This is a genomic window from Pseudoalteromonas sp. HF66 (genome assembly GCF_011806445.1).
Lineage (GTDB): Bacteria > Pseudomonadota > Gammaproteobacteria > Enterobacterales > Alteromonadaceae > Pseudoalteromonas > Pseudoalteromonas apostichopi.
The window spans coordinates 252,889-277,450 of record NZ_JAATOU010000003.1 but is presented as its reverse complement, the minus strand read 5'-3'; the positions used below and the strand labels follow the sequence as shown (position 1 = coordinate 277,450).

At 39.7% G+C, this 24,562-nt stretch carries 28 protein-coding genes and 1 pseudogene; 17 read left to right on the top strand and 12 right to left on the bottom strand.

The window, feature by feature from the left end:
• The first annotated feature begins 333 nt into the window (after positions 1-333).
• The 12 genes from HCZ11_RS05550 to HCZ11_RS05495 all read left to right on the top strand — a co-directional run bounded on the left by HCZ11_RS05550 (position 334) and on the right by HCZ11_RS05495 (position 8,302).
• The gene (locus HCZ11_RS05550) at positions 334-999 is read left to right on the top strand and encodes a Bax inhibitor-1/YccA family protein (protein WP_062564480.1); all 666 of its coding nucleotides are present in this window, start codon (positions 334-336) and stop codon (positions 997-999) included.
• Between the two features lie 55 nt (positions 1,000-1,054).
• Positions 1,055-1,408, top strand: coding sequence for a sulfurtransferase complex subunit TusD (gene tusD, locus HCZ11_RS05545; RefSeq protein ID WP_167657866.1), 354 nt, complete (start codon positions 1,055-1,057; stop codon positions 1,406-1,408).
• Positions 1,405-1,761, top strand: a complete 357-nt coding sequence (gene tusC / locus HCZ11_RS05540; protein WP_167657865.1) for a sulfurtransferase complex subunit TusC — start codon at positions 1,405-1,407, stop codon at positions 1,759-1,761. The genes tusD and tusC overlap by 4 nt, the downstream gene beginning before the upstream one ends.
• Positions 1,758-2,024 carry a sulfurtransferase complex subunit TusB gene (gene tusB / locus HCZ11_RS05535; protein WP_130051387.1) on the top strand — a complete coding sequence of 89 codons (267 nt, stop codon included), beginning with the start codon at positions 1,758-1,760 and terminating at the stop codon, positions 2,022-2,024. The genes tusC and tusB overlap by 4 nt, the downstream gene beginning before the upstream one ends.
• A gap of 3 nt (positions 2,025-2,027) precedes the next feature.
• Positions 2,028-2,357 carry a TusE/DsrC/DsvC family sulfur relay protein gene (locus HCZ11_RS05530; protein ID WP_130051386.1) on the top strand — a complete coding sequence of 110 codons (330 nt, stop codon included), beginning with the start codon at positions 2,028-2,030 and terminating at the stop codon, positions 2,355-2,357.
• Positions 2,357-3,004, top strand: a complete 648-nt coding sequence (locus HCZ11_RS05525; protein WP_130051385.1) for an rRNA large subunit pseudouridine synthase E — start codon at positions 2,357-2,359, stop codon at positions 3,002-3,004. Before HCZ11_RS05530 ends, HCZ11_RS05525 begins: the two co-directional genes overlap by 1 nt.
• Positions 2,997-3,431 (top strand): NUDIX hydrolase, encoded by a 435-nt coding sequence (locus HCZ11_RS05520; protein ID WP_167657864.1) that lies wholly within the window; start codon positions 2,997-2,999, stop codon positions 3,429-3,431. Before HCZ11_RS05525 ends, HCZ11_RS05520 begins: the two co-directional genes overlap by 8 nt.
• Positions 3,432-3,505: 74 nt before the next feature.
• Positions 3,506-4,606 (top strand): tRNA 2-thiouridine(34) synthase MnmA, encoded by a 1,101-nt coding sequence (mnmA, locus tag HCZ11_RS05515; RefSeq protein ID WP_130052284.1) that lies wholly within the window; start codon positions 3,506-3,508, stop codon positions 4,604-4,606.
• Entirely contained in the window at positions 4,606-5,208 is a 603-nt protein-coding gene (gene hflD, locus HCZ11_RS05510; RefSeq protein ID WP_130051383.1) for a high frequency lysogenization protein HflD, read from the top strand. Before mnmA ends, hflD begins: the two co-directional genes overlap by 1 nt.
• A gap of 33 nt (positions 5,209-5,241) precedes the next feature.
• Positions 5,242-6,612: an adenylosuccinate lyase gene (purB, locus tag HCZ11_RS05505; protein ID WP_130051382.1), complete on the top strand. Its 1,371-nt coding sequence runs from the start codon at positions 5,242-5,244 to the stop codon at positions 6,610-6,612.
• A 73-nt stretch (positions 6,613-6,685) separates the two neighbouring features.
• On the top strand, positions 6,686-7,831 hold the full coding sequence (locus tag HCZ11_RS05500; RefSeq protein ID WP_167657863.1) for a cupin domain-containing protein: 1,146 nt from the start codon (positions 6,686-6,688) through the stop codon (positions 7,829-7,831).
• Positions 7,832-7,843: 12 nt separating this feature from the next.
• Entirely contained in the window at positions 7,844-8,302 is a 459-nt protein-coding gene (locus HCZ11_RS05495) for a GNAT family N-acetyltransferase (protein WP_130051380.1), read from the top strand.
• 68 nt (positions 8,303-8,370) lie between these two features.
• Here HCZ11_RS05495 and HCZ11_RS05490 read toward each other — a convergent pair whose 3' ends face one another.
• The 6 genes and pseudogenes from HCZ11_RS05490 to HCZ11_RS05465 form a co-directional block, all read right to left on the bottom strand.
• On the bottom strand, positions 8,371-8,817 hold the full coding sequence (locus HCZ11_RS05490) for a DUF4826 family protein (RefSeq protein WP_130051379.1): 447 nt from the start codon (positions 8,815-8,817) through the stop codon (positions 8,371-8,373).
• A gap of 113 nt (positions 8,818-8,930) precedes the next feature.
• A pseudogene (locus tag HCZ11_RS05485) lies at positions 8,931-9,443 on the bottom strand (DUF924 family protein).
• 27 nt (positions 9,444-9,470) lie between these two features.
• The gene (locus tag HCZ11_RS05480; protein WP_130051378.1) at positions 9,471-10,715 is read right to left on the bottom strand and encodes a lipoprotein-releasing ABC transporter permease subunit; all 1,245 of its coding nucleotides are present in this window, start codon (positions 10,713-10,715) and stop codon (positions 9,471-9,473) included.
• On the bottom strand, positions 10,705-11,403 hold the full coding sequence (gene lolD / locus HCZ11_RS05475) for a lipoprotein-releasing ABC transporter ATP-binding protein LolD (protein WP_167657862.1): 699 nt from the start codon (positions 11,401-11,403) through the stop codon (positions 10,705-10,707). Before lolD ends, HCZ11_RS05480 begins: the two co-directional genes overlap by 11 nt.
• Positions 11,396-12,613: a lipoprotein-releasing ABC transporter permease subunit gene (locus HCZ11_RS05470; RefSeq protein WP_130051376.1), complete on the bottom strand. Its 1,218-nt coding sequence runs from the start codon at positions 12,611-12,613 to the stop codon at positions 11,396-11,398. Before HCZ11_RS05470 ends, lolD begins: the two co-directional genes overlap by 8 nt.
• 89 nt (positions 12,614-12,702) lie before the next feature.
• The gene (locus HCZ11_RS05465) at positions 12,703-13,584 is read right to left on the bottom strand and encodes a LysR family transcriptional regulator (protein WP_130051375.1); all 882 of its coding nucleotides are present in this window, start codon (positions 13,582-13,584) and stop codon (positions 12,703-12,705) included.
• A gap of 110 nt (positions 13,585-13,694) precedes the next feature.
• On the opposite strand from HCZ11_RS05465, the gene HCZ11_RS05460 reads away from it, so the two are divergent.
• Entirely contained in the window at positions 13,695-14,816 is a 1,122-nt protein-coding gene (locus HCZ11_RS05460; RefSeq protein ID WP_130051374.1) for an S-(hydroxymethyl)glutathione dehydrogenase/class III alcohol dehydrogenase, read from the top strand.
• Between the two features lie 55 nt (positions 14,817-14,871).
• Entirely contained in the window at positions 14,872-15,708 is an 837-nt protein-coding gene (gene fghA / locus HCZ11_RS05455) for an S-formylglutathione hydrolase (RefSeq protein WP_130051373.1), read from the top strand.
• 14 nt (positions 15,709-15,722) lie between these two features.
• Here fghA and HCZ11_RS05450 read toward each other — a convergent pair whose 3' ends face one another.
• From HCZ11_RS05450 to HCZ11_RS05440, 3 genes are all read right to left on the bottom strand, one after another.
• Positions 15,723-15,968 (bottom strand): hypothetical protein, encoded by a 246-nt coding sequence (locus HCZ11_RS05450; RefSeq protein ID WP_130051372.1) that lies wholly within the window; start codon positions 15,966-15,968, stop codon positions 15,723-15,725.
• A gap of 52 nt (positions 15,969-16,020) precedes the next feature.
• Positions 16,021-16,365, bottom strand: a complete 345-nt coding sequence (locus HCZ11_RS05445) for a hypothetical protein (RefSeq protein ID WP_130051371.1) — start codon at positions 16,363-16,365, stop codon at positions 16,021-16,023.
• A 75-nt stretch (positions 16,366-16,440) separates the two neighbouring features.
• A complete protein-coding gene (locus tag HCZ11_RS05440) occupies positions 16,441-17,934 on the bottom strand; it encodes a BCCT family transporter (RefSeq protein ID WP_239977421.1) in 1,494 nt (497 codons plus the stop codon).
• A gap of 224 nt (positions 17,935-18,158) precedes the next feature.
• On the opposite strand from HCZ11_RS05440, the gene HCZ11_RS05435 reads away from it, so the two are divergent.
• Positions 18,159-18,575: an MgtC/SapB family protein gene (locus HCZ11_RS05435; RefSeq protein ID WP_130051369.1), complete on the top strand. Its 417-nt coding sequence runs from the start codon at positions 18,159-18,161 to the stop codon at positions 18,573-18,575.
• A gap of 4 nt (positions 18,576-18,579) precedes the next feature.
• Here the strand turns inward: HCZ11_RS05435 and HCZ11_RS05430 are convergent, their stop codons facing one another.
• Together HCZ11_RS05430 and HCZ11_RS05425 are read right to left on the bottom strand one after the other, a co-directional pair.
• On the bottom strand, positions 18,580-19,656 hold the full coding sequence (locus HCZ11_RS05430; protein ID WP_167657861.1) for an energy transducer TonB: 1,077 nt from the start codon (positions 19,654-19,656) through the stop codon (positions 18,580-18,582).
• A 102-nt stretch (positions 19,657-19,758) separates the two neighbouring features.
• The gene (locus tag HCZ11_RS05425) at positions 19,759-21,657 is read right to left on the bottom strand and encodes a beta-ketoacyl synthase (RefSeq protein WP_167657860.1); all 1,899 of its coding nucleotides are present in this window, start codon (positions 21,655-21,657) and stop codon (positions 19,759-19,761) included.
• A gap of 127 nt (positions 21,658-21,784) precedes the next feature.
• Here HCZ11_RS05425 and HCZ11_RS05420 point away from each other — a divergent pair, with 127 nt between their 5' ends.
• Positions 21,785-22,795: a GlxA family transcriptional regulator gene (locus HCZ11_RS05420; RefSeq protein WP_130051366.1), complete on the top strand. Its 1,011-nt coding sequence runs from the start codon at positions 21,785-21,787 to the stop codon at positions 22,793-22,795.
• Between the two features lie 120 nt (positions 22,796-22,915).
• Positions 22,916-24,115, top strand: coding sequence for a GAF domain-containing sensor histidine kinase (locus tag HCZ11_RS05415; RefSeq protein WP_167657859.1), 1,200 nt, complete (start codon positions 22,916-22,918; stop codon positions 24,113-24,115).
• Between the two features lie 6 nt (positions 24,116-24,121).
• On the opposite strand, the gene HCZ11_RS05410 is transcribed toward HCZ11_RS05415, so the two are convergent.
• Positions 24,122-24,562: a GNAT family N-acetyltransferase gene (locus HCZ11_RS05410; protein ID WP_167657858.1), complete on the bottom strand. Its 441-nt coding sequence runs from the start codon at positions 24,560-24,562 to the stop codon at positions 24,122-24,124.

Here is a 24,562-nt window from a genome sequence, read left to right as displayed (position 1 = left end):
ATTTGAACCCTAGAGGGGCTACAAACCCCTGCCGGTTTTCAAGACCGGTGCATTCGACCACTCTGCCATCTCTCCGACGGCGTGCATAATAGATAAGGAAGCCGGGTTTGTGAAGCTTTTTTTTCAAAAAACTGTTTAAGTGATTAAAAAACAACTAAATCGTTCAGCATTAACACAATCAAACTCAAAATATAATCGATTTGAACTTTTCTATTATTTATCTTGTCTATTGATCCACAATAGTTTGCCCAAATATATAACTCTTGATAGGCTTAGTTCAGTTTAATAATTGGAACTAACGAACGTATAAGTTCATTTAAAGGAGCTCTAACAATGGCGTTTAATCAATCGTACAATACTGCTAGACCAGTAATGTCGACTATTGAAACCAATAAAGTTTTGAAGAATACCTATTTCTTACTAGCTATGACACTGGCATTTAGCGCAGTAACAGCGGGTATTTCAATGGCAATGAATCTACCTTATTTTATGGGTTTAGTATTTAGCTTGATTGCATTTGGTGTACTTTTTGTTGTCAACAAAAAGGCAGACAGTGCATCAGGTGTTGCCTGGGTATTCGTTTTCACAGGTTTGATGGGCGCAGGACTTGGTCCAATGCTTAACTACTACGCTGCAATGCCAAATGGCCCTATGCTTATTATGCAAGCCCTAGGTTCGACAGCCTTAATCTTCTTCGGCTTATCAGCTTACGCTCTAACCACTAAAAAAGATTTCTCATTTATGGGTGGTTTTTTAACAGTGGGCTTAATTGTGGTAATTATCGCAAGCTTAGTAAATTTATTTATTGGTAGCTCTATTACCTTTATGGTAATTAACGCTGCAGTTGTATTGATTATGTCTGGTTTAATATTATTTGACACTAGCCGCATTATTAATGGCGGTGAGACAAATTACATCCGCGCAACAGTTGCTTTATATCTGAACGTGTATAATTTATTTACGTCACTTCTACACCTACTTGGTGCAAGTGATGACTAATTAAATAGTTCTGCTAAAATAGCCCCTTTCTAGGGGCTTTTTTATTGGATGCGTTTTGGCACAATTTGTACTTTCTCTTCATACCGCGCCGACCGATCATGACACGACACAACGGCTAATTAAATTTGCGCAAGCTTGTCTTGATTCTGGTCACTCAATTACAGCTATCTTTCTTTATCAAGCAGGTGTTTTCCACGCAAGTAATCATTTAGAACTTGCCAGTGATGAGTTACCAATTAATCGTTTATGGCAAGAATTAAACTCGCAAGATGTTCCTCTGCTTCTTTGTGTTACTGCTGCAGAAAAACGAGGGTTAGATATTGATAACACAGGCGTGTTTACAGTTGCTGGCTTAGCTGAGTTTGCAATGTTAGTAAGTGAAGCTGATAAATGGGTGCAGTTTAAATGAAAAACATTCTTGTGATCAGTCAACACAGTCCATTTGATGATCAACATATTCGTGAATCACTCGACACTACACTGATTTTTGCTGCTATCGAACAAAACATTAGTTGGCTTCTTAGTGGTGAGGCAGTATTAGCTCTGAAAAAAAATCAACAGCCAGAGCAACTTGGCATTAAAAACTATTTTAAAACCATTAAAACCCTTGAGTTATACGATGTTGAAAACATTTATGTCTGTGAAAAGTCGTTAATGGACTTTAACCTTTCAGAAGATAGTCTGATTATCGATGTTAAAGTAGCTAACTTTGAGCAACAGCGAGACTTAATTACAGAGCAGCATCAGGTGGTGACGTTATGAGTACATTGCATATTTTTTCGAAACCCTTATCTCACTATTGCAATAATATGTTGGCTAATCTAATTACTGCACAGGATAAGGTACTACTAGTCAGTGATGCTTGTTATAACAATATGCAATTTAAGCAGTTCTCATCCTGTCTATATTTACTTGAAGAAGATACTACAGCTCGCGATATTTCACTCAATAAAGAGGATATCGTAATAGACTACACACAGTTTGTAGAAATGACTTTAAATGCACAGAACACAATTACTTGGTAAACCATGCTTGAATTTAATAACAAACAAATAGAAACAGACAAACAAGGTTATTTACTTGATTCAAATGATTGGTGTGAAGATCTAGCGCCTATCATTGCTGAACAAGAGAACATTACTTTAAGTGAACAGCACTGGGAAGTTGTGCACTTTGTGCGTGATTTTTATCTTGAATACAACACCAGCCCAGCTATTCGTATGTTGGTCAAAGCCATGGCTCAAAAGCTTGGTGAAGAAAAAGGTAATAGCATGTACTTGTACAAACTTTTCCCTAAAGGTCCTGCTAAGCAAGCAACTAAAATTGCAGGTTTACCTAAACCAGCTAGGTGCATTTAATGGTAAACAAACCTAAAAGTAAACCACGTCGCAGTAGTGGCCGAACATACTCAAGGCCGATACAAAAACGTGAAGTAAAAAAAGCAATTAGCCCAGAGAAACGTAAAGTCGTACTGTTTAACAAACCATTTGATGTGCTTTGCCAGTTTACTGATGATCAAAACCGCAAAACGCTTGCCGACTTTATTACTATTAAAGACGTTTATGCAGCAGGACGCCTAGACAGAGATAGTGAAGGACTGTTGCTACTTACAAACTGCGGTAAATTACAACACACTCTCACTGAACCCAATAAAAAAACAGCAAAAACGTATTGGGTGCAAGTAGAAGGTGATGTTACTGATGAGGCTATCTTTGCGCTTAACAAAGGCGTAGAGCTTAAAGATGGCATGACCAAGCCTGCCAAGGTTAGGCGAATTAATGAACCCGCAATTTGGCCGCGTACCCCGCCCGTTCGCGAACGAAAGAATATTCCAACTAGCTGGTTAGAAATATCCATCACTGAAGGAAGAAACCGCCAAGTTCGCCGTATGACAGCCCATGTTGGTTTCCCTACTTTGCGATTAATTAGATATAGCATTGGTAACTATACTCTTGATGGTTTGGACAGTGGCCAGTTTAAAGTCGTGAACAATCCCGATGCATAAACCTAATGTCACAGTTGCTGCAATCGTCAGGTGTCAAGACAAGTATTTACTTGTTAAAGAGCGCGATAAGCACACAGGTGAAATTTGTTATAACCAACCAGCAGGTCATTTAGAAGCCAATGAAACCTTAGCAGAAGCAGCTCATCGCGAACTTGTTGAAGAAACTGGCATTAGCCTTAATGCCAATCACCTTGTTGGCATTTATAATTTGCATGCCGCAAATGGCGTTCACTATATGCGTTTTAGTTTTGCTTTTAATTGCCCTACACTAATAGCACCCTCCCCCCAGGATGATGATATTCTCAGCGCAGATTGGTTTAGTTTTGAACAAATTAAAAACCTACCACTGAGAAGCCCCCTCGTTTTAAAATGCATTGAAGATCATTTAGCTGGTAAAGCCTATCCACTTAGTTTGATTTACCAATAACGGCTGTGATTTTGGCTGGTTTGGGTATATAATATCGGCCTTTCCATAGCAGTTAAAAAATGACAGCGAATATTATGAGCGAAAATAGTCACATTAAAGTCATCGTGGGTATGTCCGGCGGTGTGGATTCTTCTGTATCAGCATATTTATTAAAGCAACAAGGCTATCAAGTTGAAGGCCTGTTCATGAAAAACTGGGAAGAAGATGATAATGATGAATATTGCGCTGCAGCTGAAGACCTTAAAGACGCACAAGCAGTCTGTGATAAATTAGGTATTGAGCTTCATACTGTAAATTTTGCAGCAGAATACTGGGATAATGTTTTTGAGTACTTCTTAGCAGAGTACAAAGCAGGCCGTACGCCTAACCCAGACATCATGTGTAATAAAGAAATTAAATTCAAAGCATTCTTAGAATTTGCAGCTCAAGCACTCGGCGCTGATTACATCGCTACTGGTCACTATGTGCGCCGTGAAAAACGGGGTGATAAATTTGTTATGTGTCGTGGCCTTGATGACAATAAAGATCAAAGTTATTTCTTATACACTTTAAGCCATGAACATATTGCACAAACGCTTTTCCCTGTAGGTGATATTGCTAAACCTGAAGTTCGCCGTATTGCCGAAGAGCAAGATTTAATAACTCACGATAAAAAGGACAGTACAGGTATTTGTTTTATCGGTGAGCGTAAATTCAAAGATTTCTTACAAAAATTCTTACCGGCACAGCCAGGTAAAATCGAAGATACCGATGGCAATGAAGTTGGTGAGCACGAAGGCTTGATGTATCACACTTTAGGTCAACGTAAAGGCCTCTTAATTGGTGGTATGAAAGAAGGTTCGGGTGAACCTTGGTATGTTGTAGACAAAGACATTGAACGCAATGTACTAGTTGTTGGCCAAGGTAAAGACCACCCTCGCCTATACAGCAATGGCTTAAATGCAAATCAACTACACTGGGTTGACCGTGTTGGCCCTAAAGGTACAACGCGCTGTACTGTTAAAACTCGTTATCGCCAAGAAGACATCAGCTGTACATTACTCGTTGGTGAAGATGGCATGGCTCGCGTATTATTTGATGAGCCACAAAAAGCGGTTACACCTGGTCAATCAGCCGTATTCTACGCTGATGAAGTCTGCTTAGGTGGTGGTATTATTGATTCGGTGATTAAGTAATGACAGAGCACCAAGTCATGGCTTTAGCTGCCATGTGCCAAGTTGCCAAACAAGTACAAAAAGTTGCGCAATATGGCCAAGGCAGTGATCACGAATTAGAAAAGTTATTAAGCTGTATTGTCGAAACATCACCTGATACACCTGAAGATGTATATCAGGGTAAACATAATTTACGTGAAGGCTATCGTATTTTGATTGCCCAGCTTTCTGCCGGCGCAGATAAAGACGTCGAAATCGTAAAATATGTAGGTGGCTTAATGCAATTAGAACGTGCCTTGAGCGCAAAACAAAGCAGCTTAAATGAATTAGGTCGTCGCATTGATGACGTTAAACGTCGCCTCGACCATTTTGCTATCACAGATGATACTGTAGTAGCAGCGCTTGCTGATATTTACTCGTCGGTGCTAAGCCCCCTTGGGCATCGTATTCAAGTTTACGGCAAGCCAGAGTTATTAAAACAGCAGCTCACGCAAAACAAAATTCGCGCCTTATTATTGGCCGGAATTCGTAGTGCCGTGTTATGGCGACAAATGGGCGGTAAACGCCGTCACTTTTTCTTTGCAAAAAGAAAAATCCTCGCTATTGCTAAACAATCAATTTAATTATCGTTCAAACTAGACAATTTAGGAGTCATTATGGAGCTTTCAGCGTTAACCGCTATCTCTCCGGTAGATGGTCGCTATGGCAGCAAGACCACGGAACTACGCAGTATTTTCAGCGAATTTGGTTTAATCAAATACCGTGTAACTGTTGAAGTTCGTTGGTTACAAGCTTTGTCTGCAGCTAGCGCAATCACAGAAGTACCGGCATTTAGCGACGAGGCTAATGCTTTACTTAATGCCATTGTTGATAACTTTAGCGAAGCTGACGCAGCACGCGTTAAAGAGATCGAGCGCACAACCAACCATGACGTTAAAGCAGTTGAATACCTACTTAAAGAAAAAGTGGCTGACAACGCGGAGCTTAACGCAGTTAACGAATTCATTCACTTTGCATGTACTTCAGAAGACATCAATAACTTGTCTCATGGTTTAATGCTAACTGAAGCGCGTGACAAAGTATTACTTCCATACTGTGACCAACTTCTAAATGCATTAAAAGAAAAAGCAGTTGAGTACAAGTCAGTTGCGATGATGACACGTACCCACGGTCAACCAGCAACTCCTTCTACTATGGGTAAAGAGTTTGCAAACGTCTACATGCGCTTAAAGCGTCAACGTGACCAAATTGCTAACGTAGAAATGTTAGGTAAAATCAACGGTGCTGTAGGTAACTACAACGCTCACCTAAGTGCATACCCAGATTACGATTGGCACAGCCACGCTGAGCAGTTCGTAACGAGCCTAGGTTTAACATTCAACCCGTTCACAACACAAATCGAGCCACACGATTACATTGCCGAGTTATTCGATGCAGTTGCACGTTTCAACACTGTATTACTTGATTTTGACCGTGACGTTTGGGGCTACATTGCACTTAACCACTTCAAACAAAAAACAATCGCAGGTGAGATTGGTTCTTCAACAATGCCTCACAAAGTAAACCCGATTGATTTTGAAAACTCTGAAGGTAACTTAGGTATTGCTAACGCTATCTTTACTCACCTTGCGCAAAAACTACCGGTATCTCGCTGGCAACGTGACTTAACTGACTCAACAGTGTTACGTAACCTAGGTGTTGGTATGGGCTACACTCTTATCGCTTACCAAGCGACATTAAAAGGTGTAAGCAAGCTTGAAGTAAATGAAGAACGTTTATTACAAGAGCTAGATCAAAACTGGGAATTACTCGCAGAGCCAATCCAAACTGTTATGCGTAAATATGGTATCGAAAAGCCATATGAAAAACTTAAAGACCTTACTCGTGGTAAGCGCGTAAACCAAGAAATCATGGCTGATTTCATCGACGGTCTTGAGTTACCTGAAGAAGCAAAAGTAGAAATGAAGAAATTGACACCGGCTAATTACATTGGTCGTGCGGTTGAGTTCATCGATAACTTAGCTTAAATTCAAACAAAGACTTGAAAAAGCGAAAGGCCTTCCTTTCGCTTTTTTTATACCAATTCGCTTAGGTCATGTTATGTATCAATTATCCATCAATTCACTTACCCAAGAGCAATTTTTAGCTCAGTATTGGCAAAAAAAACCATTGCTTATCAAACAAGGTTTTAAAGACTTTACTGACCCCATTGAGCCAGAAGAGCTTGCGGGTCTTGCCATGGAAGAAAGTATTGAATCACGAATAGTGACCAATCACTCAAATGACTGGCAAGCACACCATGGTCCGTTTGAAGACTTTAGCTTATTGACTGAAAAGCACGCTACATTACTAGTACAAGCGGTTGACCATTGGCATAACGAAGCTGCTCAATTACTAGAGCCATTTCGCTTTATTCCTAACTGGCGCATCGATGATTTAATGATTAGCTACTCAACACCAGGTGGTGGTGTTGGCCCGCATTTAGACCAATACGATGTGTTTATTATTCAAGGCCAAGGCAAACGCCATTGGCGGGTTGGTATGCCTGATGCTAACCTAAGACAGTTTGCGCAAAATAAAAGCCTGCTACAAGTCGAGCAGTTTCCTGCTGTTATCGACTGTGTTCTAGAGCCTGGTGATATTCTTTATATTCCACCGGGTTGTCCACATGAGGGTTACGCAGTTGAAAACGCATTAAATTACTCTGTTGGCTTTCGAGCACCAAACCAGCGCGATTTATTATCACAGTTTGCAGACCATTTGATAGATACTGAACTTGGCAATCAACGATACAGTGATGCTGAGCTTAAATTACGTGACTCAAAAGGCGAACTTAAGGAATTTGAAGCTGAAAATGTTAAACAGCTGATGATTGCTGCAATAAATGATGATGCAATATTTAAGACTTGGCTTGGTAACAATATGAGTCAGCCAAAACATGAAATGGATTTAGCACCTTTAGAAGAACCTTATACATTAGATAATTTACTTGAGTTACTACGTGATGACGAGGTTGTTTTTGAGCGCTTAGGTGGCACCCGAGCAATCTATCAAGTGATTGGAGATAAAATACTTTTAAGTGTTAATGGCATTAATTACATGCATGTTTTACATGAGCTTGAATTAATTAAAAAGCTCACAGATCAAACCTGGCTGACAGCTGCTGATATAAATAGTTCAAAAAATAATCACATTTTCTTGAAAACTTTTACTACACTTTTAAATGAGGGTATTTGGTTTTGTTAGGAGCGTGTGTTTATGGGCTATCAAATAGATGAAGTTGAATGGAATATCGACAAGGAACTTTTACAACAGATCCGAGAGCGGGTATTTGTTTGCGAATTGCATATTCCAAAACACATTGAGTTTGACCATTTAGATAAAACAGCACATCACGTCCTTGTAACAGACGAATGTAAATGCCCAGTTGCTACTGGGCGTTTATGCAATGATGGCCTAATTGGTCGTATAGCTGTTTTGCCTGAACACCGTAACCGTTCGGTTTACAAATCATTATTGAATTACCTAGTAAGTATGGCTGAAAAGCAAGGCTGTGACTGTGTCAGTATTAATTGTATTTTAAATGAGGTAGACAGGTTTAAACAAAATGGCTTTTCAGCAGATGGTTTAGTGTTTATGGAAGCTGGTATTCCAAGGCAGCGAATGCTCTGCCCTATCAAGCAGTTTGATACGCGGCCATTCACTTTAGTACATTAAGGTTTAGGTAAAATAAAAAAGCTGAATAAAATTATTCAGCTTTTTTATTAGTAAGTTTGTAAAGTCAGTTATGCTGGCTCGTTTTGCCACATTTCTTCTTTTTCAAACAACTCATATAAGCCATGAGCACGATTAATTAGCAAATTCGCAAAATCAACTTTGGTTTTGTCTACGGCCCCTGATTGCATTAGCTGATCAGCCTTCAATTGCCACTGCATTGAAAAATAACGTAATACTTCACGTGCATTAGTTGCTGCGCTTGCTTCAGCGTGATCAGTCGGTAAGCGACCCGTGATCACCCAATAGCTTTTACCGTTTTGTGCTTTAAATTTCCAAATTGCCACTAAAGGCGCAATGAAACGACTTTCTTTCTCAACAACAGTTTGCGGGATAACCCCTTTTTCTGCTAGATGCTTTTGTGCATTTTGGAAACATTCTCTTTGCCAAATAACACTTTGTTTTTGCGCTTCGGCTTGTTCTTCTGGTGTTAATGGTCTTGCTTGTTTTTGTTCCATGGTGGTTACTCTTTTACAACATTTCTGACACTTTAAGGTTTAAAATGGCGCTGTGCAAGTGTTTACGGGCAATCAAAAGGCATTTTAATTTACTTGAGTATTATTCAGCCAACTCAGAATGAAGAGTTAGGCACAGTTGAAAATTGTAGCTCTTCAATTGTTGATTCTCGACCTAAAATTGTGTTGCGGTGTGGGTAACGACCAAACCTATCAATAATAACTTTGTGCTTTAGTTCAAACTCATAATTACTCATGCCTTTAAACAATTGCTCAGCCTGCTGATGAATGACTTTCGATTCACTGTGCATAAAAAGCATATAAATAAACGCTACTTGTGAGCTTTCAAGTTATATATCAAAACCTAGTTCGATAGCTCTTTGCGCTAAGCTTAGTGCTTACGGATCTTGGCTAAACGCTTTCGCTGTTTCACGGTCAATACCGCGTGAAAACTGAGCTAACACGATGATTTCAGCTAATAGCCTAGTGCATATATTCACTAATCAGCATGCTCGCCAGCTAACCTGCAAAAGACATTATGAAAACTAACGCTTAATTAATGCATCAACTTCATCAGATTGTTAATACCAACCTTCAGGGCCAAATTCATGAAACCAAAAATCAATAATCTAATGCTTGTCCAAGCTTGAATTTCTTTAGTTACCAAGTACTTTTGCAGGGTCTACCCGGGTTGCTTGCCACGCTGGGTAAAGTGTTGCCAAAATTGCGAGGACAAAGGTGACAATCACGGTGATAACGATATCTTGCCATACTAATTTGCTTGGTAAAAACTCGATAAAATACACTCCTTGTAACGGGTTATCACCAAATAAGTTACTTACCCAAGTGAACAGTTCACTAATATTTAATGCTAGCATCACACCGATAATCGTGCCCAAAATCACACCTATTAAGGCTTGTGTAAAACCTTGCATAACAAAGGTTGCTAAAATGGTACTATCTTGTGCGCCCATGGTTTTTAAAATCGCAATATTTGCCTGTTTCTCACGTACTTCCATCACTAGAGACGAAACAATATTGAAACTCGCTACCGCAATTATTAAAAACACCACGATATACACAATGGTACGAACCATTTGAATATCTTGATATAAGCTCCCCTGCGTTCGAAACCAACTAGAGACATAAACATAATCTGGAATAACTTGCCCAACACGCATCGCTGTTTGATGGGCGGCGAACACATCGGCCACTTGTAATCGTAAGCCGGTTACTTGGTTTTCATTAAAGCTCAGCACATTTTGCGCTTTGTCTAGACGAATAAAAGCCGCGGTTTCATCTATTGGACCGCCCATTTTAATAATACCAGCCAGATTCAAGCTCACGCGTTTTGGAGCCAGTAAAGTGTTACTTTGCTGGTTTATCTGTGGGATTAATAAGGTAACTGGATCGCCAATTTTAAGACCTAATCGGTTTACTATTTGTTGTCCTAAAAGCACATCTTCTTGTTGTAACTGGCTAACTAAGCGCCCTTCTGTAAATTGGTTTAATGCCGATACCTGATTTTCAAATTCAGGGCTAACACCGCGCACTTCAACCGCTTTTAACTCACTTTTATATTGCGCCATACCATTAACACTAATAAATGGTGCTGCACCTGTTACACCGGTTTGAGAGCGAAGTAGCGCAATTTTTGACTGCCAGTTATTGATTGGTTTATTTGGCGCGACATATTCAACCTGTGGTACAACCGATAAAAGCCGATGCACTAATTGCTGCTCAAAGCCATTAATAACTGAAAGAGCAACAATTAAGACGGCTACTCCTAAAAGTATGCCAATCGTCGAAGCTTTAGCTATAAAGCTAACAAAGCCATTTTGTCCGTCTTTTTGTCCGCTATGAGCGCGGAATCGTTTTGAAATAAAGGCACTAAGCAACATGCTGAGACTCTTTAATTGCAAGCTTACCATCATCTAAATAAGCAATTTTGCCGAGTTTATCTGCAAGCTCTAAATCATGAGTTACCACTACAAAACTGGTTTTTAAGCTGGTATTTAACTCTTTAATTAAGTCGTAAATCTTAATAGCGTTTTGCTTATCTAGGTTACCCGTTGGTTCATCGGCAAGCACCAAAGCAGGCTCTGTTACTAATGCGCGTGCGATTGCAACCCGCTGCCTCTCACCACCTGATAAAGCCGATGGTTTATGTTCGCTGCGATGAGACAAGCCTACTTTATCGAGCATGTTATGCGCTTTTTCCGTTGCATCGACTGCACTTAAACCTTTAATTAAAAGTGGCATAGCAACATTTTCAATCGCAGTAAATTCCATTAATAGATGATGGAATTGATAAATAAAGCCTAAATTTTCATTCCGGAAACTGGCTTGTTGTTTTCGATTTAATTTAGAAACCTGCTGACCTTTAATTTCAACCTTGCCTGAACTTTCGTTATCCAAGGTGCCTAATATATGCAATAAAGTACTTTTGCCTGAGCCAGAGCTACCTACAACAGCTAACATTTCGCCTTGTTTAAGTGTTAAATCAACCCCTTTTAATACCGCAATCTCGTTATCGCCATCTTGATAAACTTTGTTCAGCTGCTGACAATTGATAACTAAATCACTCATAACGTAATACCTCTGCTGGATTCACTTTTGCAGCTTTTCTGGCAGGATACAAAGTAGCTAAAAAGCTCATCGCAATACTCCCTGCAGCAATTAGACTCAAACTCATAACATCAAATTTAACTGGTAAACTCACACCCGCTAATAAATTGATGCCTAACATATTTAATAATTCATTAATGTTGCTACTTAATAGCACACCAAGTAACGCACCAATGCTGGTACCGATCAGACCGTTATATAAGCCTTGGATCATAAAAACATGCTGCACTTGTAACGGGGTTAAACCCAGTGTTTGTAAAATAGCTACTTCACTTTGCTTCTCACTGACCATCATGGTTAATGCTGAAACTATATTAAACACCGCAACGAGCACGATTAAGCCAAGTAACATCGACATAATACGCTTTTCCATCGCCACAGCAGCAAATAGTGTCCCTTGGCTAGCTCGCCAATCAGCCACTGTGTAATCATTTAAAATAGCTGACTGAGATTGCAAAACTTGCTCAACAGCAAATGGTTCATAAAGCGAAACACTTAAGTTTGGTGCCGCTGATTTTGCCAGCTTTAAAACCCGGCCTAACGAATAACCACTAGTAAATGCCAATGACATATCGATTTCTGATTGCGTTTCATAAAGAGCGCCAACGGTAAACAAGCGCTGGCTAGGTACTCGACCTAGGGGGGTATATGAACTCGCATTAGGCATAATCACCCGTACTTTATCCCCGAGCGAAATGCCTAATTTTCGGCTCAAATAGCGGCTAATAGCAATATGGTAGTTGCTATCCATTACTTGTGACCAATTACCGGCAACAATTTTATCCTTTACGTTATAGAGGGAGCTTCCTTCATCATAGAGCCCTTGTAACAATACGCCGTGCAAATCTTGGTTAGTTTGTAAAATAGCTTCACCATGACGATAAAGGTTAACTTGTTTAATATCTTGAGAGTTTTCTAGTTGCTGCTTTAACTGCAGCATGGTTTCTTTCGAGTTATCATCAGCTGATACTTCGATATGGGGAATTAATCCAAGCATGTTGGTTTTCAGGTTATTTTCAAAGCCATTCATTACTGAACTGACTGTAAACAAGGCCATTAAGCCAATAGCAATGCCCGCAATAGAGAAAAATGAAATAAATGAGATAAAGGCATTACCCTTTGAGGAGCGACTATATCTCAGCCCTATAAAAAGGCTAACAGGTTGAAACATAATAAGTTATGGATATTCCAAGGGCTAAATATGCGCTCATGTTAGCACAGATTTAGCTAGCATGGGATGCGCGAAATTGTAAAAAATAATTATAAATCTGATACTTGAACAGTAGCAACCAAATGGTCTAGTAATGCTTTTACATTGGTTGCTATAAACTGCCTAGGTGGATAAACACCCCATACACCTTCAGGTGCGGGTGCAACATTTGAAAGTACAGCGGTCAACTTGCCACTGGCTAGGTGTTCATTAACATAGTAATCCGGTAGTTGCACGATACCCAACCCTTTCATAGCAGCGTCAACCAATGCCCAACCGCTGTTACATGCTAACCGCCCAGCCACTTTTATATGCTTATCTTGGCCTTGCTCTTTTACCCGCCAGTAACTGTTATTTCCAATCAGGCAATTATGCTGATGTAATTCACTAACACTATGTGGTTGGCCAAATTTATTTATATATTCAGGGCTACAGCAAATAACAAGCCTGCGCTGACTAATACGCCGTGCTTTCAAGGATGAATCCTTTAAATGACCGAGCCGAATTGCTAGGTCATACCCATCTTCTAATAGATTGACTTGTTCATTACTTAAATGGCTGATCACTTCAATATCTGGGTGTTTTTGCATAAACGAATGTACTGCAGGCATGATAAAACTTTCACCGTACATCACTGGGGCTGTTAGCTTTATACTGCCTTTTGGTGTCAGTTGCTGCTCTGCAAGCAGTGCCGTGGCATCATCCATGGCATGCTGTAATTGCTTTGTTTGATGCGCAAACACCTGCCCCTCTTGCGTTAGCACCACTTTACGGGTCGTACGGGTTAGCAATTGTGTGTTTAATCGCTCTTCTAATTGACTCACATAACGGCTTACATGGGCCACCGACATACCCAGAAGTTTACTTGCTTTGGTAAAACTGCCCGTTTCTGCTACCGCTAAAAATTCATCAATTCCGTGCCAACGATTCATTATTACCATACTGTAAAAGTGTTTTAATAAAACGAAGATTATCATTCATTGAGAAATAAATAAAATAGACTAGGTTTAATACTTACTTCCAACAACTATAAGGGAACGTTATGACTGATTTTATTAAATCAAAAGCGGCTATCGCTTGGGGTCCAAATCAACCACTATCAATTGAAGAAGTGGATGTAATGATGCCTAAAAAAGGCGAAGTGCTTGTAAAGATTGTTGCTACAGGTGTTTGTCACACAGATGCATTTACTTTATCTGGTGAAGATCCTGAAGGTATTTTCCCAGCAATCCTTGGCCATGAAGGCGGCGGTATTGTTGAAGCTGTAGGCGAAGGCGTCACACATGTTGAAGTAGGCGATCATGTTATTCCTCTTTATACTGCTGAATGTGGCGAGTGTAAGATGTGTAAATCTGGTAAAACAAATTTATGCTCTGCGGTACGTGAAACGCAAGGCAAAGGTTTAATGCCAGATGGCACGACGCGTTTCTATAAAGATGGTCAACCAATTTATCACTACATGGGTTGCTCTACTTTCTCTGAGTACACTGTATTACCTGAGATTTCACTAGCTAAAGTAAGCAAAGAAGCCCCGCTTGAAGAAATTTGTTTACTTGGTTGTGGTGTAACAACTGGTATGGGCGCTGTAACTAAAACTGCAAAAGTTCAAAAAGGCGATACTGTTGCTATTTTTGGTCTAGGCGGCATTGGTTTATCGGCGATTATCGGTGCGAAAATGGCTGGCGCAGGCCGTATTATTGGTGTTGATATCAACACAAGTAAGTTTGATCTTGCTACTAAATTAGGCGCAACTGATTTAATCAATCCAAATGACTACGACAAACCAATTCAAGAAGTCATCGTTGAAATGACTGACGGTGGTGTTGATTTCTCATTTGAATGTATCGGTAACGTTAATGTAATGCGCTCTGCCCTTGAGTGTTGCCACAAAGGTTGGGGTGAATCAGTGATTATTGGTGTTGCAGGTGCAGGCCAAGAGATCTCGACACGCCCATTCCAACTGGTAACAGGTCGAGTATGGCGCGGTAGTGCGTTTGGTGGTGTTAAAGGTCGCTCTGAACTACCAGAGATTGTTGAGCGCTATATGAATGGTGAGTTTGCGTTAAATGATTTCATCACACACACCATGAAACTTGAAGATATCAATGAAGCTTTCGACTTAATGCACGAAGGTAAGAGCATCCGCTCAGTTATTCATTATTAATCTTTTAATTTGGCGTTAGGTTAATGCCTAGCGCCTTTGTTTCAAGGATTTGGTTATGCTAGAAAACATAAGCTCAACAAAAGTCAGCGGTGGCTGGCATAAACAATATACCCACCAAGCTACCAGTACACATTGTGCTATGCGCTTTGCGATATTTTTACCACCCGGTGCCAGCGAAACGAATAAAGTGCCAGTGATGTACTGGTTGTCAGGTTTAACCTGTACCGATGAAAACTTTATGCAAAAAGCCGGGGCATTTAAAAAAGCGGCTGAACTGGGTATTGCGATTGTCGCTCCAGATACTAGCCCGCGTGGTGATAATGTTCCTGACGATGAAAACTACGATTTTGGTCAAGGTGCAGGCTTTTATGTCAATGCTACTCAAGCACCTTACAATGTCCATTACAACATGTACGACTATGTTGTGTCTGAATTACCGGCACTTATTGAAGCACACTTCCCTGTGACGACTAAAAAAGCCATTGCCGGTCATTCTATGGGTGGTCACGGCGCATTGATGATTGCACTCAAAAACCCGAAACAATACGTCAGCGCCAGTGCTTTTAGCCCGATTGTTAACCCGATTAATTGCCCTTGGGGTGAAAAAGCGTTTAGCAATTACCTAGGTAATGATAAAGCAAGTTGGCTGGAATACGACAGTTGTGAGTTAATGAAAAAAGCCGTCGCTGATGATTATTTACCGATTCGCATTGATCAAGGTGAGGCCGATAACTTCTTAACTGAGCAACTCAAAACAGAGAACATATTTGCTGTCGTGAATGAGAAAGATTATCCAGCCGAAATTAACATGCACGCAGGTTATGATCATAGTTACTTCTTTATCAGTAGCTTTATTGACGAACACCTAATGTTTCATCAAAAGTATCTGTGATTAATATCTAATTTTTAGTGTGAGGGCTTAGCTTCCTCACACTCTTTAATACTTCGTGTGATTTGCCTGCAAACTAACTTTGGTTGTTCCTCTTTTGGTTCGAGTAAACCTATTACAGCGCTATCAATTTCAAAGCCTAACTTTGCAAATGAAAAGCCCTCAGAGTCCGTTACTGTGCTGTTAGTTTGATTTGCATTTGTGGTTGCAAGGTTTGTTGGTTGTGAGTTTTTTGCATAGCCATCTACTATTGACCCCGCCACTGTACACCCCACTAATTGGTAGCTAACAAAGCAAATAACAAGTTTTGAGAAGTTAATCTTCATTATTAAAACTATCCATTAATGTAGGTCTTTTTTTCGGCTCAGCTTGAACCTCAACACATTCATTTACTGCGCGACTTATTTGACGACATTTAAGCTCAACATCTTTACCTTTGCTACCATTCTCTAGACCTTCAATAATCGCCTTGTCGATTTCGTAACCTAGCATTGTCATGGTCATGCCATAGTTAACTCGGTCATTATCTTTTTTATCTGCATAGGCGCTTGCAGGCTGTGCTTGGCTAGAGGCCCCGCCAATACCATCTGCCACTAGGCCAACGGCTGTACAGCCACTAAGTAAACTAAAAGGTAGCATCACATACAAAAATTTAAGCATCGGTCCTCCAATACACTTAAGCTTATTTTATAAGCATAATGACAAATGCATAATTTAACTGTAAAAAACTGTAAATTAATCACAAATATCGCGAATAAACTCTTTTAGAAACCCAACTAACTGCAATAGGAATATTAATAAGAAAGGTAAAGCGCCTAAAATTGCAACGCTTCGATTTAATGGCTCATCTTGTAAAAGTAAAAGAGCCAAGCTGCATAAGAATAATGCCAAACACCAAGTGTAAAGGGTCACTCGATTGCTAGGATCAGCTCCTACAAGTTCCCTTATGACTAAAATTGCAGAGTCAGCTGATGTTGCAACAAATATCAATAGTAATAACAAACTAGCCCAAATAAACACGGTTCCTTGCCAACCTAATTGATTAAAAAAGACAAATAATCCTTGGCTGTAATCTTGTTTTATCGCTACTAAAATACCCGCTTGATTGAGTCTATCCCATTCAATTGCTGCCCCAGAAAAGGTCGCAAACCAAATAATAGTCACTAAAGTAGGAATACACACAACCGCAAAAATAAATTGCCAAACCTTACGCCCCTGACTTATTTTGGCTAAAAAAACACCAACAAATGGACCCCAGGCTAACCACCAAAAGTAATAGTTATATGTCCAATGAGTGGCCCAATCCGGCGCTTTTAATTGGCTATCAAATTGCCAAGTTCCAGTTACTAGTAGCTGTAAATAATAGCCAGTTCCATCTAGAGCAATTTTTATAATTGGCTCAATCGGCACCACTGTTAATAACCAGACCAACAAACTGAATGCCAAAATCACATTGAAAATGCTTAGTGATTGTACGCCGCGACGTAAACCAAACTTTACTGATAGCGAATATATAACTGTTAATAAACAAACGATTAATGAGCCAACTAATAAAGTAGAAGTAACTCCCAACTCTATCTCAACCCCTTTACTTATCAACAGAGTTGAATTTGCTATAGTGCCAACTACACCAAAAAATATCGCGAGAACAGCAATTAATTTTACAATAAAAGAGACTGTAAATTTTGTTGATTTATCAAACCTGTTACCTACTGCAGTAAGAACAGGCGAACAAATATCACCAGACTTACCACTATATTGAGTTAACCCACCAAGCACTAAAGCAAATACCGCATAAAGTGCCCAAGCATGAGCCCCCCAATTAACTAATGTTAGCGCCAAGCTACTGGCTAATCTATCTGGATATAAGCTTTGTTTAAGGGGCGGGTCAAGCGAATGTAAAGCAGGCTCCGCAACTCCCCAAAAAACTAGGCCAGAGCCCATTCCCGCAGCAAATAACATAGCAAACCAGCCAAAGTTAGAATACTCAACAACAGCATCTTGCCCACCTACTTTACGGCTGCCTAATGGACTAATAGCTAAAATTATGATGGCGAACAATAAAAAATTCACCATTAAGAAAAAACTACTCCCAATCCAATCTAAAACCGTTTGTACAAAAGGCTGTACTTGTTCAGTGATAAAACTAGGCAAGATTACAGCAATGAGCGCACCTAACATACACAATGCGAGAGCAGTTTTTTCAAGAGATGAGGTTGTATGTTTCAAACTGAAGCCTATTTATTTAGCGTGTTTAGCATACTGTCTGTATGCTGAAATTTCAAACAGCCAAAAGACTGAAAAAATGACACAGTAGTGCGTAAAAATCGCAAATTATATCAAGCTCTACTTTTAAAAACCCGGCTACATGTCCCTAGTTTCCTCATTTTAATTAATTTGCTGATCGGGTATTGAAATTGCAACACTCGGCTATTAACAAAAAGGAATTGATTATGGACTTTAATCTTGATTGGCACGAGATCCTCGATAACCTAATGCACCTGGGGATTGCCTACTTACTTGCCCTACCCATGGCATTTGATCGAGAAAAAACGAGTAATGGCGCAGGTCTTCGAACTTTTCCATTAGTTGCTGTTGCATCTTGTGGCTATGCATTAGTTGGAATGTCTGTTTTAACTAGCTCAGAGGCTGAGTCAAAAGTACTCGAAGGGATTATCACGGGTATTGGTTTTATTGGCGGTGGCGCCATTTTGAAGAACAAAAACTCTACTTATGGAACAGCCACAGCAGCCAGTATTTGGAACATGGGACTCATTGGCATTGCTGTGGCATTTAGTCGTTACGAAATCGCCTTTCTAATGGCATTAATTAACTTCGTAACGCTAAGATATGTAAAGCGTTTAAAGTAAACAATTAACTGGCATCATATTTTGAATTAACAATAGCATAACCAGTTTGTTTTACTTTAATCTCAGCAGAATTTGTAGATTTAACTAATAAACCGCAGCGTCGGCTTTGTTCATCAAGCACATAACTCACTGAATCATTTGCTTCAAGGTCTATTACTTGATCAGCACAACGGATCTGTAATTTAGATACATCACGTGCGCCCTCTATCTTGATAGAACCACGAGATAACGACAAATATGAAAGCTTATCCTTTGAGACATTAATTTGTGAATTGATCTGCGGAGTACGAGCTAATAAGTCATCAATTTGCTTAATTGTGGCAAGTTTGTTTTCTTCTGAAAACTCTTTTCCTTCAATATTATCTAGCGCATCAATGGCGTTGTAAGCAAGATTGAAGTCACCCTTGAAGCTGTACCATTGTAAAGCGCTTTTAGCGACTAAATACTGTATATCTGTTGGCAACTTATTTCGTAGTAAATAGGCAATAGACAGCTGCTCATCAAAGCCAAACCATTGTTGTTGATGGTAAAAAAACTGGCTTTTTAGCCATGCAAATAACGCCTGCTCAGAGGTGTTTTTAGTGTGATCTTTATATAGCTTGGCTAGTGCTTGCTCAGCTTTTTTAAATTCCTTTGCTTGCAGCATTTTATTGATTTCATCGTACTCATTGATAAAACCACGGCTAGCATTATCATTTGAGTAGCCATTAAAATACTTACCTACTTCAAAAGAAAACAGATAACCACCTTCAACTGTTTCACCTTTTTTAGTCGCGGGTGCAAATTCTAAGTTCGTTAAATATTTCTCTGCGTTTTCTTCACTACCACGAGTATCAGATGCCATAATCACTTCGATATCTTTAGCTTTACCTTGTTTGTCCACTACATAAGACATTAAAGCCCAGCCCTCTAAACGAGAGCCATTATAACTACCTGGATAACGCGGATTTGTATTTTTTACGATATAGGCGGAAGTTGCTGCTTGAACATCAACACCTAAATCATTGACGTCTCTTGCTAAAGCCTGTGTTGGTAATGCGATAAGTGAACAAAGTACAGCGAGTTTAGTAAATTTAATCATGAGTAATTGCTCCAATTCCCTTTGATAGGAACATTTATAGCACTAAAAAAGGCGCTTTAAAAGCGCCTTGCTGTCAAGAATGTGCTTAAACAAGTCTTGATCTTAAAACATGTCCGAATAAGGGTTTGATTTTGATAATAAAACCTTTTTATCAAAACCTGGGATTGTCATTGAGTCTTGGCAAATTTTGATGTCATTTTCATCAATTAAGCCGTCACCAAAGCGATAAATAAGCTCATAATGACCTAAATCAGCCTGTTGTTGGTAATCAGCTTGAGCTTGAGCTACTTGAGTATGACGATCCTGATATTCCGCCATAACCACATCACCATGACGCTTTGCTAGCATTTGCAATGTAATTGCTGGAGATAAAACAGTCGCCGTTGCGTTGTTACCACCAAACCCTTTTGAATTTATAAATGCAATGTCCATTGCATCACATTGATAATGTTCTGTGCGAATATCTAAATGCTCGCTATAAACGTCATCAGCCACTTTATCGATTGTAGTAATCCCTGGCATAATGTTATGACTAAACACGCCTAATGCCATGGCTAATTGATCACCACTGGCTGGAGCAATAGTATGCCCAACATACGCTTTAGGAGCTGCAATCTTCCAATTATCAATAGCAAATGTCTGTGCTACCTTATGGTAAATTAATGATTCTGTTACGCGGTTTTGAGGCGTGCTTGAGCCGTGAGCCAATATAAAGCTACGTTTTTGTACCGCTTCTTGACCAACAATACCACTAGCTAGTGCAACAGATTTTGCCATTGTAATATAGTTACCAGGGCCCGGTGCTGTGATTGATTTTTTAATTCCATCAGCATTTACGAACACATCCGCAACGCTACCTAACACATCAGCACCTAACTCTAATGCCAATGCATCATCCATTAAGATAGCAACCTGTGCACCTTCACCAATTGTAAAGCCACAGTTTTCACCAAATGGACGGCTTGTACGGCGATGATCAACGACTTCTGAATTATCAAGGCGCTTTAGGCCCTCTTCATTTGCAAGTGCGCTCATATTACCAAAGCCTTCAACAATTTCTGGCGTAATAGCACACTCTACTGATGCCACAATCGCTACTCGCGTGCGACCTGCTTGAATATCGTTTACAGCAGCACGTAGGTTATATAAAAACGTGGCACACGCGCCTGATGTGGTAAAGGTCGTACCCACGTTACCTGTTACATAAGCATTGATAAAGTCGGTCGACATGGTGTTTAAGCCAAGTGCAAGCTGTTTTGTACTAACGCGATCACCTTGTTGACGCGCACGAATCAAACCACCAAAACCTTCATCATCAACTTGCCCAGCAACAGAGGCTGAGTAAGTACCAATTTGATCAGGCTCAACACTGTTCATTACCTGCTGCCACGGCAGACCAGTCGAACGAATTGCATCAGTTGCAGCAAAGATAGTTGCTTGCAGACCTCTAGGCTGGTAGCGGCTGTTATACATAGCTGAAGGTTCGAAACCTGTCGGTAGTTGACCCGCCGCTTTAATTGGATTATCGCGGGTACTGTCATGTTTAATGGCAAGATCAGCACTAATAGTTACTTTTACTTTTTTATCGCTCAACTCCTCAATGTGCCAGCTACTAGGTACAGGGGTTGGTAAATCACGGCGACGCGTTTCAAAAACTATTTGTTGTTCATCTGACGCTGTTAACGTCATTTTTTGCTGCCACGGAGTCGCATCAACATCGAAGTGATTTTTTTCAATTTTACGAATAAGTGTGCCAGCTAAAATTTGTTCACCGAACTTAGCTTCGATATCTTTTTCAGCAACTGTATTGCCTTGAGCATCTTTAAGTACACCTTCAGTAAGGGTGACTAAGTTCATTAAAGTCGCTAAGCCTAAAAATGTCTCCTGACGGGCTTTAGCGTCCAAGCTGTCTAACACGATACGACGATAACCTTGATGAAAAGAAGTGCGGCCAGCGGCATTAATACCACCCATACCAACAATAACGGGTAATGCTGTCATAAATAACCTTGAGAAAACGTGTTATGAGAATTAAACCAAGTTTAAATGGATTAACTAATACACTTTGTGCTTAAATAGCCAAATAACCTGCATAAAAGGCCAAAAACAACTGGTCGGAGCAATTTCAGTGACGAAACTTCAACATCAAAAAGCCATAGAAATTAGTATTTTGGTTTATCCACACTTACTAATAACTAGTTTAACCTTACCTATAGAAATGCTTAGAGCCGGCGAGGCCTTTGCCAAAAGCCATCATCAGCATAACGAATTTAAACCTCTCAACATCAACTTAGTAGCAACTAGCATAAAAGCGATCCCCAACCGCACGGGGCTAGCAATAATGCCCGATTGCGAAACTGCTTCAGCGCCAGCTAGTGAGTTAATTATTGTCCCTGGTATTTGGCGCAACCCGCGACCTGTAGTAAGCAAACAGCAAAGCTTGGTTGACTGGCTTGGCGATTCTTGGCGGCAAGGCAGTCATATCATTGGTGTAGGTACTGGCAACTGTTTAGTTGCTGAGGCTGGATTACTTGATGGTCACCCTGCTACCACCCACTGGCATTACGCAGAGCAATTTAAACGTGACTACCCTAAAGTGCAGCTTAAACCTGACTTTTTTATTACTCAATCTGAGCGTATGTATACAGTTGCCAGTTTAAATGCCCTTGCAGACGTTATAGTCCATATTATTAGCCAATATTATGGTCGAGCAGCAGCGCAACATGTTGAACGTAATTTCTCTCATGAGATTCGTAAGCCCTATGAAGATCAACGTTATCTAGAAGGTGCGGTTGATAAGCACCCTGATGAACTTATTGCGCAAATTCAATTTTGGCTGAAAAACAATTTAACCTCCGAACTGACCCTGCAAGAAATTGCGGCGCAATTTAGTTTAAGCTACCGCACCTTTACACGCCGCTTTCGTCAAGCCACCAGCCAAACACCCGTTGAATATTGGCAACAGCTGCGTGTTCAAACGGCAAAAGAGTTATTAGCCTCATCAAATTTATCTATTCAAGAGGTAGCACTAGAAGTCGGATATAACGACCAAGGTCATTTAACAAGGGTATTTAAGAAAGTGCTTTCACAAACACCAAGTGAATATCGCACAGTAGTTAGGCGTAAACTGTTTGGTTAATTAATAAGAAATTACTGATTGAAGAACAATAAAATCTGATATGGAGCATTTATGTTGCTCAATTAGAATTTGTTACTAAGCTATCACTTAGTAGTATTTGTATTTAATTGAGTATAAATAATGTATCAGCCTGATTATGATGAATTAGTTGAGAGTTGGAATAAAACCCTTGAAGTATTAGCACTGTTTGCCGATGTGCCCGTCGCTTTAGTAATGAAGGTCGAAAATAATATTATTAGTGTATTTTCTAAAAATGCAAACCAATTAAACCCATACGAAATAGGCGACAGTGAAAAGTTTAAAAATTCAGGCCTTTATTGCGAGCATGTTGTAAAAAACCAGAAACTGCTGAATATACCTAATGCACTTATTGATGATGATTGGAAAGAAAACCCTGATATCAAGCTCAATATGGTTTCCTACTTAGGTTTGCCCATTTCTGCTGGCGATACAACGCCATTTGGTACAATATGTATCCTTGATAGCAAGCCCCATGAATACAACGAGCCAGTGATAAAACTACTCGAAACAATAAAACAAAGCTTTGAGACCCAACTAAAATTACTTTACCAACAGAAACAATCGCTTGAACAAAACCAATTTACTGAACTTGCCACTTTAATTCGTGGCATTGCCCATGAGGTCAATACTCCTTTAGGTAACTGCATAACAGCCGTTGATTTCACTCAACAAACAGTGACAGAAACTCAAAATAGGCTTACACAGAAATGCTTGAGTCAGCAAACACTGCAAAATACACTAAACACTTTGTTCGAAACTCATGAACTAGTAAGTCGCAATTTAACTACTTGCGCCTATAAGATAAGAATTTTACAGGATTTGCTCTATACAAAATCACAATCAACTAAAACAATCATGACGTTAACTCAGCTTTCGGAGTCATTGTATAAGCATTTAGAAGAGCAAATAAAACATCGTGGTATCAAATTAGATATTAATTATCAAAACCCTCATAGCCAATTCGAAGTTGAAATAGACTTGCTAAAACAAGTACTTTTTATTTTGCAGCAAAACTCAATTGAGCATGCGTTCAACAACATCGAAAACCCTGCTATAGAAATTGATATTTATGATTTTGATGAGGTATTAAAAATTCACTACTCCGATAATGGCACCGGTATCAGCATAAGTGAACAAAACTCCATTTTCACCCCATTTTATAAAGGGAAAAACAACCAATCAGGTATTGGGCTTGGCCTCAGCATTGCGAAGAAAATAGTTACTCAACAACTACAAGGTGAAATCTGTGTTCAAGAAAGTAACAACGGCGCTCACTTTTTAATTAGTTTACCGAAGTAAGTTGGTTTAAATGTCTTTTGTAAACATAATCTTGCTAGTTTGTGGGCTACCTCTGTCCTCATAACCCACTATTGCATAACCATTTTTGATAAGCATATTCAGCATTGCAGGAAAACGGTTCATAGACTTAACCATTATAACTCGGTAATTATTGGTCTTAACCCAAGCTTCTTGCACGTTTAATAATGATTGAGCTATGCCCTGCCCTCTACATTTTGGCGCAACTGCACCAAGCCAGCTATAAAAGGTGTTTGAATCTAGCTCATAACCCAGTTTGTAGGCCACAGGCTCATTTTCGATATAAGCAACTAAAGCTAGATGCTCAACATCTGCACACCGTGCTTGTAATTTACTGAGGCTATTTCGGCCATCAAACTCAGGAATTTGACTATCAACAAGTAACAAATCTTCTAAACAGGACGGCTTTATTGTGTAACAAGGCTCCAT